We start from the raw sequence: 14,643 nt of genomic DNA on the forward strand, positions 1-14,643 counted from the left end.
CTAAAGTGACCCCATGGCCCCAACCCCCGCAGACCCCGCCCTCTGGCCCGCCCCCCACGCCCGCGGAGCCGTCGACGCGACGGTCCACGTGCCCGGGTCCAAGTCCGTCACCAACCGCGCCCTCATCCTCGCCGCCCTCGCCTCGGAACCCGGCTGGCTGCGCCGCCCCCTCCGCTCCCGCGACACCCTCCTGATGGCAGCCGCCCTGCGCACGATGGGCGTGGGCATCGAGGAGACCGTGTCCTCGTCGTCCACCATCGCGGCGGAGCCCAACCCCTCCGGCGAGGCCTGGCGTGTGATCCCGGCCGGCCTGCACGGCCCCGCCACGGTCGACGTCGGCAACGCCGGCACCGTGATGCGCTTCCTGCCCCCGGTCGCCGCCCTCGCCGACGGCCCCATCCGCTTCGACGGCGACCCGCGTTCGTACGAGCGTCCGCTGCACGGCGTGATCGACGGTCTGCGCGCCCTCGGCGCCCGCATCGACGACGACGGCCGCGGCGCGCTCCCGCTGACCGTGCACGGCACCGGGGCCCTGGACGGCGGCCCGGTGTCGATCGACGCGTCCTCGTCGTCGCAGTTCGTGAGCGCGCTGCTGCTGTCCGCGCCACGCTTCAACCAGGGCGTCGAGGTCCGCCACACCGGTGCGACCCTGCCCTCCCTCCCCCACATCCGGATGACGGTCGACATGCTGCGCGCGGTCGGCGCCCAGGTGGACACCCCCGAGTCGGGCGGCGAACCGAACGTCTGGCGGGTCACGCCCGGCGCGCTGCTCGGCCGGGACCTCACCATCGAGCCGGACCTCTCCAACGCCCAGCCGTTCCTGGCGGCGGCCCTGGTGACCGGCGGCAAGGTCACGATCCCCGACTGGCCCGCCCGCACCACCCAGCCCGGCGACCGGCTCCGCGAGATCTTCACGGAGATGGGCGGCTCCTGCGAACTCACCGAGTACGGGCTCGAGTTCACCGGCTCCGGGGCGATCCACGGCATCGACGTGGACCTGAGCGAGGTCGGCGAGCTGACCCCGGGCATCGCGGCGGTTGCCGCCCTCGCGGACTCTCCCTCCACCCTCACCGGGGTCGCCCATCTGCGCCTCCACGAGACGGACCGGCTGGCCGCGCTGACCAAGGAGATCAACGAACTCGGCGGCGACGTGACCGAGACGGCCGACGGCCTGCACATCCGCCCGCGCCCCCTGCACGGCGGCACCTTCCACACGTACGAGGACCACCGCATGGCGACGGCAGGCGCGATCATCGGTCTGGCGGTGGAGGGCGTACGGATCGAGAACGTGGCGACGACGGCGAAAACCCTCCCGGACTTCCCCGATCTGTGGGCCGGAATGCTCGGGAACTGACGGGCGGACCGGAATCATGCGCCGCTACGGCAAGCACACCGACGAGGACGACATCCGCTCCCGCCCGAACCGCAAGGGCAACCGACCGCGTACGAACATCCGCCCGAAGCACGAGGACGCGGCCGACGGCATGGTCCTGACCGTCGACCGGGGCCGGCTGACCGTCCTGGTCGACGACCGGATCGTCCTGGCGATGAAGGCCCGCGAACTGGGCCGCAAGGCGGCGGTGGTCGGCGATCAGGTGGCCCTCGTCGGCGACCTCTCCGGCAAGAAGGACACCCTGGCCCGCATCGTCCGCATCGGCGAGCGCACCTCGCTCCTGCGCCGCACGGCGGACGACGACGACCCCTACGAGCGGGTGGTCGTGGCCAACGCCGACCAACTGGCCATCGTGACGGCCCTGGCGGACCCGGAACCCCGCCCCCGTCTGATCGACCGCTGCCTGGTGGCCGCGTACGACGGCGGCCTCGACCCCCTCCTCGTGCTGACCAAGTCGGACCTGTCCCCACCGGACAAGCTCCTGGAGCTGTACGGCGCCCTGGACATCCCGTACGTCGTCACGAGCCGCGAGGAGCTGGAGAGCGGGGCCGCCGTGGCCCGCGTACGCGAGCAACTGGACGGCAAGACCACCGCGTTCGTCGGCCACTCCGGTGTCGGCAAGACGACCCTGGTCAACGCGCTGGTACCGAACGACCAGCGGCGCTCCACGGGACACGTCAACGCGGTGACGGGCCGTGGCCGCCACACCACCACCTCCGCTCTGGCCCTCCCGCTCTCGGGCGACGCGGGCTGGGTCATCGACACCCCCGGCGTACGTTCGTTCGGGCTGCACCATGTCGACCCGTCACGGGTGATCCACGCCTTCCCCGACCTCGAACCCGGTACGGAGGGCTGCCCGCGCGCGTGCAGTCACGACGAGCCCGACTGCGCGCTGGACGAGTGGGTGGAGAAGGGCCACGCCGATCCCGCCCGGCTCTACTCCCTGCGCCGGCTGCTGTCGACACGGGAGCGGACGGAGGGCGACTGACCTCCGCGTTGTTTGGCGGGGGCGAGTGCCGGTAAGTGCATAATCGCACCGAGCCGGATCCGAGCGTGACGAAGCAGAGCGAAGCAGTCGGCGTGGCACACGGGAGGACAAGACATGGCGTGGCTGCTGGTCGTTGTGGCGGGGCTCCTGGAAACCGGCTTCGCCGTCTGCCTGAAGCTCTCCCACGGCTTCACCCGGCTGTGGCCCACGATCGCGTTCGCCATCTTCGCCCTCGCCAGTTTCGGCCTGCTGACCCTCTCCCTGAAGAAGCTCGACGTGGGCCCCGCGTACGCGGTGTGGACGGGCATCGGCGCGGCGGGCACCGCGATCTACGGGATGGTCTTCCTCGACGACCTGGTGTCCGTCCTGAAGATCGTCTCGATCAGCCTGGTGATCATCGGCGTGATCGGCCTCCAGCTGTCGGGCTCGTCGCACTGACGCGAGCCACGGCCCCGGCACTCACGGCCCGCGCGTTCAGTTCCACACGGCAGAGGTCGCCGGCGGCTCCATCACGCTCCTGACGAGCTCGCCGATGCCGCCCTCCCCCGGGGGCGCGGACACGCAGGACAGGGCGAGCCGGACGGCCAGTTCGCAGGTACGGGACATGTCGGCCGCCTCCGACTTGGCCGCGCCCGCGCCGGACAGCACGGTCACGGCACGGTCCCTGACCAGGGCCACGAGATCGCCGGGCGAGGGCAGCGGCCCGTCGGCCCGCCGCTGCGCGGGCACCGCGGCGGAGGACGGCACGGCGGACAGGGTCGGCGAGGGCAGCCGTTCGCTCCAGAAGCCGGTCAGCAGGGCCCGTACGAGGACGCTGTCGCGGGCGGCCGACGCGGTCCACTCGGCGGTCGCGGTGAGCCGCTCCCGCGCTCCGGCGCCCGGGTCGGCGGGCCCGGTCAGCGCCCGCTCGACGCCCGCGAGGTAGGCGTCCGCCTCTCTGCGGACCAGGGCCCTGGCGAGCCCCTCCTTACTGCCGAACTCGTTGTACAGCGTCTGCCGTGACACTCCGGCCGTCGCCGCGACGTCGACCATCCGCACCGCGGACCACGGACGGCGCGCGAGCGCCGTGTAAGCGGCATCCAGCAAGGAATCCCGCGCTGCAGGCATCATTCGCCTCCCAGGGGCGAGCGGCTCTGCGCCATAGGTTTGACGCGCACGGGGTCACTGTCAAGGGTTCGCGACGGCGCCGGGGGCGCATGGCCACATTCGCACCCTGTGCGCGGCCGACCGCACAGCGCCAGAGCCTGTCAACCGCGGGTGATCGCACCTGCCGCCCCCTGTAGCCCGGCGGCGGCCGTGAAAGATACGGTTCGCCTATGCCCGACTATCTCGATGACCTGCGCCTTGCCCACGTCCTCGCGGACGCTGCCGACGCCACGACGATGGACCGGTTCAAGGCACTCGACCTCAAGGTCGAGACGAAGCCGGACATGACACCGGTCAGCGAGGCGGACAAGTCTGCCGAGGAACTGATTCGCGGCCAGCTGCAGCGGGCCCGCCCGCGTGACGCGATCCTCGGCGAGGAGTTCGGCATCGAGGGCACGGGTCCCCGCCGCTGGGTGATCGACCCGATCGACGGCACCAAGAACTACGTCCGCGGGGTGCCCGTCTGGGCCACGCTGATCTCCCTGATGGAGGCGGGCGAGGGCGGTTTCCAGCCGGTGGTCGGCGTGGTCTCCGCCCCGGCGCTGGGCCGCCGCTGGTGGGCGGCGAAGGGGCACGGCGCCTTCACCGGCCGCAGCCTCTCCTCCTCGTCCCGGCTGCGCGTCTCGAACGTCTCGAAGATGACGGACGCGTCGTTCGCGTACTCGTCGCTCACGGGCTGGGAGGACCGCGGTGTCCTGGGCGGCTTCCTGGACCTGACCCGCGAGGTGTGGCGCACGCGCGCGTACGGCGATTTCTGGCCGTACATGATGGTCGCCGAGGGCACGATCGACATCTGCGCGGAGCCCGAGCTGTCCCTGTGGGACATGGCGGCCAACGCGATCATCGTCACGGAGGCCGGCGGCACGTTCACCGGCCTCGACGGCCGCCCGGGCCCGCACAGCGGAGACGGCGCGGCGTCCAACGGGCACCTGCACGACGAGATGCTGGGCTACCTCAACCAGCGCTACTGATACCTACCGGTCCCCCGTACGCCCTGTAACAGCCGTACGCGCCCCGTTGCTTGCCGTCTCTTTACCTGCCACCCTGAAGTTCCCCCCACTTGTGAACTTGTGAAAAACCGAACGAGGGGCGGGAACTCTCTAGGAGGTGGCTCCACCCCATGCTCGTACGTGACGCCATGAGCACCGTGGTCCTCACCATCGGCCCCGATCACACCCTTCGCCAGGCAGCCGCACTGATGGCCGCGCGGCGCATCGGCGCGGCGGTGGTCCTCGACCCGGACGCCGGCGGAATCGGCATCCTCACCGAACGCGACATCCTCAACTCCGTCGGCCTCGGCCAGAACCCCGACGCGGAACGCGCCCACGCCCACACCACCAACGACGTCGTCTTCGCCACCCCCTCCTGGACACTGGAGGAGGCCGCGTACGCGATGGCCAACGGCGGCTTCCGCCACCTCATCGTCCTGGACGGCGGCGAGCCGACGGGCATCGTCTCGGTCCGCGACATCATCCGCTGCTGGGCCCCACTACGACAGCACGCACCCGCCTGACCGCGAACACACCTAGGGCCGGAACCCTGTACAGGATTCCGGCCCTAGGCCTGAAGTAGCGGGGACAGGATTTGAACCTGCGACCTCTGGGTTATGAGCCCAGCGAGCTACCGAGCTGCTCCACCCCGCGTCGGTAAACGCAACGTTACGCCAGCCCAACCCACCAAGGCAAATCGCTTGTTTCCAGAGCCCCGGCCCGCCCCCTTTTCAGCCCGTCCGGCGTTTGAGGACAAGGCCCGTTCAGGGCCGGAGGGGGGTCTGGGGGCGCAGCCCCCAGGAACAGGATGGGACGGGTAGGGGCGGCGGGGGCGAAAAACCCCACCCCACCCCGTCAGGCGGACAACTCCTCCCGCAAAGCGTCCCGCAACCGAGCCGCCCGCTCCGCCACCTCCCCCGGCCCCAGCGAAACCGCCAGATCGGCCCACCGCTGCCCCTCCGCCAACTCCCCCCGCCGCGCGTACACCAGCGCCAACCGCAACGCAGCCCGCCCATGCCCCGCCTCAGCCGCCCGAGCCCACCACACCGCGGCCTCGGGCTCACTCCCCTCCCGGGCCAGCAACAGCCCAAGGTTGAACGCCCCGTTGCGGGACCCGGCCTCGGCCGCGGCCCGGTACCACCGCGCCGCCTCCACCACGTCCCCCCGAGCCGACGCCAGCATCCCCACCCGCACCTGCGCCCGCCGATGCCCCTGGGAAGCCGCCCGCTCGTACCACTCCTCGCACTCGGTCTTGTCGTGCGCGATCTCACCGAGTTCGTGCGCGGGCGCCTGCGGCCGCCGCGCGTCGAGCACCGCGGCCAGCCGGTACGCGGCCTCGGGGCTCCCCCCGCCCGCCGCACACCGCAGATACCGCTCGGCCTCGCGCTCGTCCCCGTCCCGCAGCCGGACGATGCCGACCTGGAGCGCCGCCTCGGTGTGCCCGGCGCCGGCGGCACGCTCGTACCAGCGCAGCGCGGCCTCGTCCTCACCGCGTCCGGCGTGCAGGATCCCGAGGTTGAAGGCGGCGTCGACACTGCCCGCCTCGGCGGCCTTGGAGAACCAGGGCTCGGCCCCCGCCGCGTCCCCACCCTGCAGCAGCAGAATGGCGAGCGCGTTCGCGGCCTCGCGATGCCCGGCGTACGCGGCACGCCGGTACCACTGCTCGGCCTGCGCGGTACGCGACTGCTCGGCGCACAGCAGACCGAGGTTGTACGCGCCGTTCACGTCCCCGGCGTCCATGGCCGCCCGGTACCAGCGCTCGGCGGTCTGGGTCTCACCGCGTTCGGCGTGCAGCGCGCCCAGCGCGTTGGCGGCGTTGCCGTCCCCGTCCTGGGCAGCCCGCAGCCACCACACGGCGGCGCTCTCGGCGTCCCCCGCGTCCCGCAGCAGGAACCCGAGCGCGCACGCGGCCCGCGCCTCGCCGTCCTTGGCGGACGTCAGATACCAGCGCCCGGCCTCCTTGAGCTCACCGCGCTTCTCCAGGATGGCCCCGAGGTGCAGCGCGGCCCGCTGATGCCCCCGGGCGGCAGCCTGTCGATACCACTGCTCGACCTCACCGGCCGCGCCGTCGCCCGCACCACCCTCGGCGCCGGCACCACCCGCGCCACCCGCGCCGTCCATGCCCTCCGCGGCCTTCCGGTCGAGTGCCCGGGCCAGCCGATAGGCGGCCTCCCGGTGCCCCCGCTCGGCGGCGACCCGCATCCACTTCTCCGTCGCCGCGTCCCCGCGGTGCTCCAGCAGATCGGCGAGGGCGTACGCGCCCAGCACATGTCCCTGTTCGGCGGACTGCCGCAGCCAGTACTCGGCGGCCGGCTCGTCACCGCGCTCGCGGTGGTGGCGGCCGAGCGCGTGCGCGGCGGGAGCGGATCCGGCGACGGCGGCGATCCGCCACCATCCGGCGGCGTCATCGGCGTAACCGCGCTGATGGAGGAGGACGCCGAGGTTGTTGGCGGCGGCACGGTCACCGGCGGCGGTGGCGGCACGCAGCTGAGGCTCGGCTCCGTCGAGATCACCGCGGCGCAGCAGCATGGCTCCGAGGACACTCATCGCCTCGACGTCGCCGGCCTCGGCGGCGAGCCGTTGGCGTGCCTCTTCTACCGCCTCGCCGGTTTCGTCCCGGCCGGAAGGCTGCACAAATCGCCCTGTCTCCAACAGAGTTGCCTTGTCCCCCATAACGTCCATCGTCGCACCACCTGCAACCTGGGTACACCTGGTATACCGCAGCCAGTGAGGTCTCTACAGCGTTTTGTCGACATGCCCACAGAGAGACAAGTCAAACACAGTTACTCTCAACTGCCCCGGGAAGGCGCGGTCTTCACCGGGCCGGTACATGCGTTCGCACACCACGAAGGCCCGGATCCTTGGAGGATCCGGGCCTTCGAGATCAGTAGCGGGGACAGGATTTGAACCTGCGACCTCTGGGTTATGAGCCCAGCGAGCTACCGAGCTGCTCCACCCCGCGCCGTTGTGTTTCAACCGTACCACGGCGCGGGAGGAGCAGAGGACGCAGCCTCAGCAGGGCCTTCGACCAGCGCTAACCACTGGTCGAACCGCTACTGGGACTACTGCTGGGACTGCTGCTCGGCGAACCACTGGGACGGGGACTAGGACTGCCGGAGGCACCGTTCCCGGCCCCGCCGGTACCGCTGCCGCCGGTCTTCTTGTCGGCCGCCGACTGCGCCTCCTCGGCCCGCTTGAGCGCGTCCTCGAGGTCCGACTGCGCCTTGCCGTACGCCTCCCAGTCGCCCTTCTGGAGGGCCGCCTGGCCGTCGTCGAAGGCCTTCTGGGCATCGGCGAGCGCCTCTTGGACCGTCGGATTGCCCGACGCCGGCGGCGGCTTGGTCGTACCACCGCCGTCGTCCGGCGGTGTGGTGGTCGGGCCCTCCGTCCCGAAGACCTTGTTGAGCGCGGCGTCGAGAGTGTCCTCGAAGGCGGTCTGGCCGCCGTAGGTCACCAACACCTTGCGCAACAGCGGGTACTTGAGCCCGCTGCCGCGGACGTAGACGGGCTCCACATAGAGCAGGCCTCCGTCGAGCGGCACGGTGAGCAGGTTCCCGTACTCGATCTCCGAGTCGCCGCCTCTCAGCAGCCTGATGGACTCGGCGATGTCCTGTTCGGAGTTGAACTGGCTCTGGACCTGTTTGGGGCCGTCGACCGTTCTGCTCGTCGGCAGTTTCAGGATTCTGATCCTGCCGTAATCACTCGTCCCCGCCTCGGCGTTGACCGACATGAAGGCACTCAGGTTGTCCCGGCCGTTCGGCGTGAACGTCGTCGTCAGGGAGAACGCCTGTGCCTTCTGGTCGGGCATCTTCAGGCTCTGGTAGTACGGCGGGACCGCGTCGCCCGACTTGTTACTCGGGTCGTCCGGCACCTGCCACACCTCGGAGCCGGAGAGGAACGTCTGCGCGTCCTTCACGTGGTACCGGGTCAGCAGTTCGCGCTGGACCTTGAACAGGTCCTGCGGGTACCGGAGATGGGCCATCAGCGAGGCCGAGATGTCGCTCTTCGGCTCGACCGTGTCCGGGAAGGCCTTCATCCAGGTCTTCAGGACGGGGTCCTTGGTGTCCCACTGGTAGAGCTTGACCTCGCCGGTGTACGCGTCGACGGTCGCCTTCACCGAGTTGCGGATGTAGTTGACCTGGTTCTGCTGGGCCACCACCGCCCGCTGGTTGTTGTTCGCGGTGAGGGAGTCGGCCGTCGTGTCACCCAGCGTGGTGCGGGAGGCGTACGGATAGCCGTTCGTCGTCGTGTACGCGTCGACGATCCACTGGATCTCACCGTCGACGACGGCCGGGTAGGCGTCCCCGTCGATGGTCAGCCAGGGCGCGACCGCCTCGACCCGCTCCTTGGGCGTGCGGTTGTACAGGATCCGCGAACCCTCGCCGATGGCACCGGAGTAGAGGATCTGCGGCTCGCTGAACGCGACGGCGTACGCGGCGCGGTTCATCGGGTTGGAGAGGTTGACACCGCTCTTCCCCTTGTAACTGGTGGTCTTCTCACCGGTGTCGTCGGAGTAGTCGATCTCCTTCTGGGGACCGCCGACGATCGAGTACTGGCTGGTCTTCTCGCCGTAGTAGATCCGCTGCTGGTACGTCCCGAGGTCACCCGTGGACGGCAGATCGGACTCGGTGAAGACCGGGCGGCCCTCGGCGTCCGCCGTGGTGCCCTTGGCCGCGACCACACCGAAACCGTGTGTGTAACGGAAGTGGTCGTTGATCCAGTTGTTCTTCGGAATGCCGTTGAGGTTCAGCTCACGCAGACCGATGACCGTGTCCTGGTCCTTGCCGTCCTTGCTGTACCGGTCGACATCCAGGTTGGTCGGGAACGCGTAGTAGTTGCGCATCTGCTGGAGCTGCTGGAACGTCGGCGAGACGATGTTCGGGTCCATGATGCGGATGCTCGCCGTGGTGTCGACGTCGTCGCGCAGCTTGGTCTTGTCCTCGGTCTCACTGCGTCCGGCGTACTCGCTGACCTTGGCGCCGTCGATGCCGTACGCCTCGCGCGTCGCCTTCAGGTTCTTCTCGACGTACGGGGCTTCCTTCGCCTGCTCGTTCGGCTGGACCTGGAACTTCTGGACGATCGCCGGGTACAGCCCGCCGATGAGGATGGCCGAGAGGACCATCAGTCCGAAACCGATGACCGGCAGTTGCCAGGTGCGCCGCCACAGGGTCGCGAAGAACAGCAGCGAGCAGATGATGGCGATGCAGAACAGGATCGTCTTGGCCGGCAGATAGGCGTTGGCGTCGACGTAGCGCAGACCCGTCCAGTTGCCGGTCGCCTTGAAGTCGCTCGACTTCACCGCGAGGCCGTACCGGTCGAGCCAGTACGCGACCGCCTTCAGGGCGACGAAGAGCCCCAGCAGCACGGACAGATGCCCGGTCGCGGCGGCCGTGGCACGGGCTCCCGGGCTGGTGATGCGCAGCCCGCCGTACAGATAGTGGGTGAGGGCGGCGGCGATCAGGGAGAGGATCGTCGCGGCGAAGCCGAAGCCCAGCAGGAAGCGGTACCAGGGCAGGTCGAAGGCGTAGAAGGACACGTCCAGACCGAACTGGGGGTCCTTCTGTCCGAAGGACACACCGTTGACCCACATCAGCCAGGTCCGCCACTGCCCGGACGCGGACGCGCCCGCGATGAGGCCGACCATGGCGGTGATGCCGAGCAGCAGCCACTTCTTGTACGGGGCGATGCCCATGCGGTACCGGTCGAGGCTCTGCTGCTCCATCGACATGGCACTCAGCGGCGGGCGCAACCGGTGCGCCAGCCAGATGTTCACACCCACCGCGATCGCCATCAGCAGACCGAAGACGAAGAAAAGACCGATCTTGGTCCACAGCGTGGTCTTGAACACCGAGGAGTAGTTGACCGAGCGGTACCAGAGCCAGTCCGTCCAGAACCCCGCGAACATGATGAACGCCATGCCGAGTACGGCAAGGACGCCCAGCGTCATGAGCAGGGTCCGGACGCGCCGGGACGGGCGGCCCACTCTGATCCGTGGCCCCTGCGGGCCTCCGCCGCGGTCCGGCATCTGGAAAGCCAAGGTCGGCACCTCAATAGTCGCTGTCGGTCCGTCAGGCCCCCGTGATCGCGGACCATCCGTCAGGCCTCGTGATCGTAGAGGCCTCACCTATGCAACTTACTCACGCTTTACTCGGTTCCCGGTTCGGCCCATGAACGAGGCAGGATTGTGACCATGTCCAACACTCCCATGGCGGCGAACCCGCTCACCCGGGCCGTACTCGAGATCGACGAGTACGCCTCCGGCCTCGGCTGGGACCAGCCGGCCCGCCTTTTCGCCCTCGTAGACACCGCCCGGCTGCGGGTGCAGGAACCGGCTCTCGCGGCCCAGCTCGACCTGGCGGACGAGCAGAAGGCCGCCGGTCTCACCCCGATCGAGCAGGACGAGATCCCCGCGGGCAAGCCGCTGGACGAGTTCCTCGCCACCATCGCCTGGCCGGACGCGGTGGTCGGCTGCGCCCTCACCGTCGAGCGCCTGATGCTTCCGCCGTCCGCGGAGGCGTCGGTTCCGCAGGGGCTGAGCGGCAAGAAACTGACCGCCTGGGTCGCCGCCCACCCGGACCGCCAGGAGGTCCGGATGACGGTCGCGGTCCTGCGGGACGGCTCGCGCGACTCGGCGGTGCGTCTGCGCGAGAAGGACGCGGCGACGGAGGTGCTCACGGGTTCGGGCCTGGTACCGGGCCTCGCGGAGGCGCTGTCGGCGACCTTCGCGGACTAGCGGAGGAGCAGAGCGAAGGAGCGGGTCCGCGGTCCTGAGGACCACGCACCCGCTCCGATAGATTTCGCCGCCCGCTGCTGCCTACTCAGTGCTGCTGCACTTCGGCAGATCGCCGGTGTCACCGGAGCGGATGTCCTTGAGGGCGTTCAGCGCGTCGCCGATAGTGGCCACCTTGACGAGCCTGAGCCCGTCGGGGACGTCCTTGGCGGCGGCCGCGCAGTTGTCGGCCGGCGTCAGAAAGTACTGAGCCCCCTTGTCCCGCGCGCCGACGGTCTTCATCTCGATCCCGCCGATGGGACCGACCTTGCCGTCGTCGTCGATGGTGCCGGTGCCGGCCACGAACTTGCCGCCGGTGAGGCTTCCGGGCGTCAGCTTGTCGTAGATGCCGAGGGCGAACATGAGCCCCGCGCTGGGCCCTCCGACATCGGCGAGCTTGATGTCGATGGTGAACGGGAAAGTGTGGTCGGTCCCGGCGGAGATCCCGACGATGGCGCGCTCGGGTTCGCCGTCGGCGGACCTGGTGGTCGTGATGGTGACGTCGCGCGTCTTGGTGGCCGCCCGGTGCGCCTTCTCGGCGGCGGCCTGCTCCGCGGCGGGCACGATGGTGAAGACGACCTTCTCGCCGGCCTTGTGCTTGGTCACCAGCTTGGCCACGTCGGTGGTCTCCTTGATCGTCGTACCGTCGACGGCCTTGATGACATCACCGGCGTGCAGCGCGCCCTCGGCCGGGGACCCCTTGAGGACGGTGGCGACGATCACCCAGGACTGCACCGGGACACGGAGTTCCTCCAGGGCCGCGACCTTGGCGCTCTCCTGGGACTGGCTGAACTCCTCGGCGTTCTCCTGGGTCGACTCCTCCTCGGTCTTGCCGTTCGGGTACAGCGTGTCGTACGGCACGATCTTGCTGTCGTGCGTGAGCCACCCGGTTACGGCCTCTATGAGGTTCATCCGGTAACCGGCGCTGGTCACCCGGACGGTGGTCATGTTCAGATGCCCGGTCGTCGCATAGGTCTTGCGCCCGGAAATCTGCAGCACCGGCTCGCCGTCGTGGTCCCCGAGGGTGTTCACGGTCGGCCCCGGCGACAGCTCCGAATACGGCACGCGGATGAACACTCCGGCACACAGGAGCGTGATCAGCATCAGGGTGGAGGCGAGCAGCGTCGCGGTGCGGCGTGGCATGGCACGACAGTACGGGACGGTCCTGTCGGCACACCGTCAGGGCCGTCCGTACGGGGGCTCAGGTACGGGACTTCTCCATGGCCTCGCGGAACCGCTCGTAGCCGTCGAGCTCGGGCCCGTCTCCCCGGGTTCTGCGTGTCCGGTTGGCCCAACTTCCCCACAGACCGGCACCGATCGCAGCCACCAGCGGAATCAGCAACCAGGCGAGCGCCGCCATGCCGACCTCCCAACCCCAAAGAGCGACCGCAACTGACTGATCAGCAGACTAACCTCCGCCGTGTCAACGCTCACGTTTGGGGGGCGGTTACGCAACCGGAGAGTCGTCAGCAGGCGCCGACCCATTCCTCGGTCCCGTCCGAGAACGTCTGGTGCTTCCATATGGGCACCTCGTGCTTGAGGTCGTCGATCAACTTCCGACAGGCCTCGAAGGCCTCGCCCCGGTGCGGACAGGACACGGCGACGACCACCGCGAGATCCCCCACGGCCAGGTCCCCGACCCGATGCACGGCGGCAAGCGCCCGCACCGGAAACTCGGCGACGACCTTCTCGGCCACACGCCGCATCTCGGCCTCGGCACTGGGATGACACGAATAGCCGAGCGCCTTGACGTCGGCACCCCCGTCATGATTCCGCACGGTCCCCACGAACAGCGCGGTCCCCCCGGCGGAGTCGTCCCCGACAGCCCGAAAAACCTCGTCAAGCGAGAGCGGCGTCTCACGAACGGCCACCAACTTGATGGGCTCGAGAGCCGCCTGCTCACCGGGGTGCTCATTGAGAGATGCCATACCCCCATCCTGCCTCACCCCACTGACAACCCGACCGCCACCACACAGCCCGTCCGGCATCTCCAGCCCGTCCGGCGTTTGAGGACAAGGCCCCTTCAGGGCCGTAGCGGGGGTCTGGGGGCGGCAGCCCCCAGGAACGGGATGGGACGGGTAGGGGCGGCGGGGGCGAAAAAACACCCCGGCAACCCCACCCTCAGATCCGCCGCCGAGCCTTCCGAGCCCTCCGCACCAACGCCGCCGTACCCAACAACGCGACCGTCGCCCCCGCGGCTCCCGCCGCAGTCGCATCCTTCCGCCCCAACCGCCGCCCAGCCACGGTATGCCGCCCGGCAACCTCCTCCAGCAGCTCGGCGAGCACCTCCTCATTGCTCCACCGAGGCCGCCACCCCGCATCGTGCAACCGGCTCCCGCTCACCACCCAGGGATACATCGTGTACGCCAGATCCCCGGCCGGAGACGGCGTGAGCCCGATCCGGTGCAACCGCGCGGCCGCCCCCAGAGCGACAGCGGACGGCAGCTCCATGCGCCGGATCCCGCTGAGCTCCTCGACCTCCTCCTGCTCCAGCCACCCGTCGCACCCGACCGCCAGCTCGCCCTCGACCTTCTCCAGCACCGCGTACTCCAGCGCGCTGCACAGATCCTCGACATGGCAGAACTGCCAGGCGGGCCGCGACCCGGCCACGACAAGCAGCCGAGGCGACTCGAAATACCTGGTCAGAGCGGTGTCCGTACCCCCGATCAGCACCGCGGGCCGCACGACCGTCACATTGAGCCCCGGATGCGCCCGCGGCGCGCGCCGGGCGAGCCGCTCGATCTCCAGCAGGTCCCCGACCCCGGTCGCCTCGGCGGTCGCCCGCAGCTCCGCGTCCTCGGCCAGCGGCAGTTCGTTGTCCGGCAACGCCCCGTAGACCATCGCGGACGTGCACAGCACGACCCGGTGCACCCCTGCCGCGGCGGCAGCCGTCAGCACGGTCTGCGTCCCGCGCACGTTGTACGCCGTACGGGCCGCCCCGTCCGTCTCCAGGTCCAGGTCCACGGCCAGATGGACGACGACGTCGGCACCCCGCAGCTTCTCCGCGATGGCCGGATCGCGTACGTCGAGAATGTGCCACTGCGCCGCCGCGCACTCGCCGCGCCGCTCGTCGATGGCGACGACCTGCTTGATCTCCTCGGACGCGGCGAGCCGCTCGGTGAGCAGCGCCCCGATCCCGGTCGCGGCGCCGGTGACCGCGACGACCGGTCGGCGTAGGGCCGGATTGGTTGAGTGGTTTCGCGCTGCGCGAACCTGCGGATCTGGGGAACTCACCGGCGTCTCCAGCGGTTGTCTTCAGTAAGGACGCGCGTGACGCGTACGTACCAGGTGACATCCATCCTGCCGCAGGCCAGGAGTCGGCGAAGCACCGAGCCCCCAACCGGCCGCGGTGTCTAGG

13 protein-coding genes and 2 tRNA genes are annotated in these 14,643 nt (G+C 69.9%); 6 read left to right on the top strand and 9 right to left on the bottom strand.

Annotated features, from left to right (window positions below; genetic code table 11):
- The first annotated feature begins 13 nt into the window (after window positions 1-13).
- From aroA to ABZ855_RS20515, 3 genes are all read left to right on the top strand, one after another.
- Complete coding sequence (gene aroA, locus ABZ855_RS20505; RefSeq protein WP_360808698.1) at window positions 14-1,354, top strand: 3-phosphoshikimate 1-carboxyvinyltransferase; 1,341 nt, start codon at window positions 14-16, stop codon at window positions 1,352-1,354.
- Window positions 1,355-1,370: 16 nt separating this feature from the next.
- On the top strand, window positions 1,371-2,381 hold the full coding sequence (gene rsgA, locus ABZ855_RS20510) for a ribosome small subunit-dependent GTPase A (protein WP_360808700.1): 1,011 nt from the start codon (window positions 1,371-1,373) through the stop codon (window positions 2,379-2,381).
- 114 nt (window positions 2,382-2,495) lie between these two features.
- Window positions 2,496-2,819, top strand: coding sequence for a multidrug efflux SMR transporter (locus tag ABZ855_RS20515; RefSeq protein WP_360808702.1), 324 nt, complete (start codon window positions 2,496-2,498; stop codon window positions 2,817-2,819).
- Between the two features lie 36 nt (window positions 2,820-2,855).
- On the opposite strand, the gene ABZ855_RS20520 is transcribed toward ABZ855_RS20515, so the two are convergent.
- Window positions 2,856-3,488 carry a TetR/AcrR family transcriptional regulator gene (locus ABZ855_RS20520; protein WP_360808704.1) on the bottom strand — a complete coding sequence of 211 codons (633 nt, stop codon included), beginning with the start codon at window positions 3,486-3,488 and terminating at the stop codon, window positions 2,856-2,858.
- A 209-nt stretch (window positions 3,489-3,697) separates the two neighbouring features.
- Here ABZ855_RS20520 and hisN point away from each other — a divergent pair, with 209 nt between their 5' ends.
- Together hisN and ABZ855_RS20530 are read left to right on the top strand one after the other, a co-directional pair.
- Window positions 3,698-4,498 (top strand): histidinol-phosphatase, encoded by an 801-nt coding sequence (hisN, locus tag ABZ855_RS20525; RefSeq protein WP_319210809.1) that lies wholly within the window; start codon window positions 3,698-3,700, stop codon window positions 4,496-4,498.
- A gap of 149 nt (window positions 4,499-4,647) precedes the next feature.
- Window positions 4,648-5,040 (top strand): CBS domain-containing protein, encoded by a 393-nt coding sequence (locus tag ABZ855_RS20530; protein WP_360808706.1) that lies wholly within the window; start codon window positions 4,648-4,650, stop codon window positions 5,038-5,040.
- Between the two features lie 56 nt (window positions 5,041-5,096).
- Here the strand turns inward: ABZ855_RS20530 and ABZ855_RS20535 are convergent.
- From ABZ855_RS20535 to ABZ855_RS20550, 4 genes are all read right to left on the bottom strand, one after another.
- A tRNA-Met gene (locus ABZ855_RS20535) sits at window positions 5,097-5,170 on the bottom strand.
- A gap of 201 nt (window positions 5,171-5,371) precedes the next feature.
- A complete protein-coding gene (locus ABZ855_RS20540) occupies window positions 5,372-7,198 on the bottom strand; it encodes a sel1 repeat family protein (protein WP_360808708.1) in 1,827 nt (608 codons plus the stop codon).
- A 206-nt stretch (window positions 7,199-7,404) separates the two neighbouring features.
- Window positions 7,405-7,478: transfer RNA gene (locus ABZ855_RS20545), tRNA-Met, on the bottom strand.
- A 72-nt stretch (window positions 7,479-7,550) separates the two neighbouring features.
- The gene (locus ABZ855_RS20550; protein ID WP_360808772.1) at window positions 7,551-10,541 is read right to left on the bottom strand and encodes a UPF0182 family protein; all 2,991 of its coding nucleotides are present in this window, start codon (window positions 10,539-10,541) and stop codon (window positions 7,551-7,553) included.
- A 165-nt stretch (window positions 10,542-10,706) separates the two neighbouring features.
- On the opposite strand from ABZ855_RS20550, the gene ABZ855_RS20555 reads away from it, so the two are divergent.
- Window positions 10,707-11,249: a PPA1309 family protein gene (locus ABZ855_RS20555; protein WP_360808710.1), complete on the top strand. Its 543-nt coding sequence runs from the start codon at window positions 10,707-10,709 to the stop codon at window positions 11,247-11,249.
- A gap of 81 nt (window positions 11,250-11,330) precedes the next feature.
- On the opposite strand, the gene ABZ855_RS20560 is transcribed toward ABZ855_RS20555, so the two are convergent.
- The 4 genes from ABZ855_RS20560 to ABZ855_RS20575 form a co-directional block, all read right to left on the bottom strand.
- Complete coding sequence (locus tag ABZ855_RS20560) at window positions 11,331-12,428, bottom strand: PDZ domain-containing protein (RefSeq protein ID WP_360808712.1); 1,098 nt, start codon at window positions 12,426-12,428, stop codon at window positions 11,331-11,333.
- A 58-nt stretch (window positions 12,429-12,486) separates the two neighbouring features.
- The gene (locus ABZ855_RS20565) at window positions 12,487-12,645 is read right to left on the bottom strand and encodes a hypothetical protein (RefSeq protein ID WP_006379628.1); all 159 of its coding nucleotides are present in this window, start codon (window positions 12,643-12,645) and stop codon (window positions 12,487-12,489) included.
- A gap of 106 nt (window positions 12,646-12,751) precedes the next feature.
- On the bottom strand, window positions 12,752-13,213 hold the full coding sequence (locus ABZ855_RS20570) for a molybdenum cofactor biosynthesis protein MoaE (protein ID WP_360808714.1): 462 nt from the start codon (window positions 13,211-13,213) through the stop codon (window positions 12,752-12,754).
- 193 nt (window positions 13,214-13,406) lie between these two features.
- Complete coding sequence (locus ABZ855_RS20575) at window positions 13,407-14,519, bottom strand: SDR family oxidoreductase (protein WP_319210798.1); 1,113 nt, start codon at window positions 14,517-14,519, stop codon at window positions 13,407-13,409.
- Between the last annotated feature and the right edge of the window lie 124 nt (window positions 14,520-14,643).

The organism is Streptomyces sp. NPDC047042 (genome assembly GCF_040644035.1).
Taxonomy (GTDB): domain Bacteria; phylum Actinomycetota; class Actinomycetes; order Streptomycetales; family Streptomycetaceae; genus Streptomyces.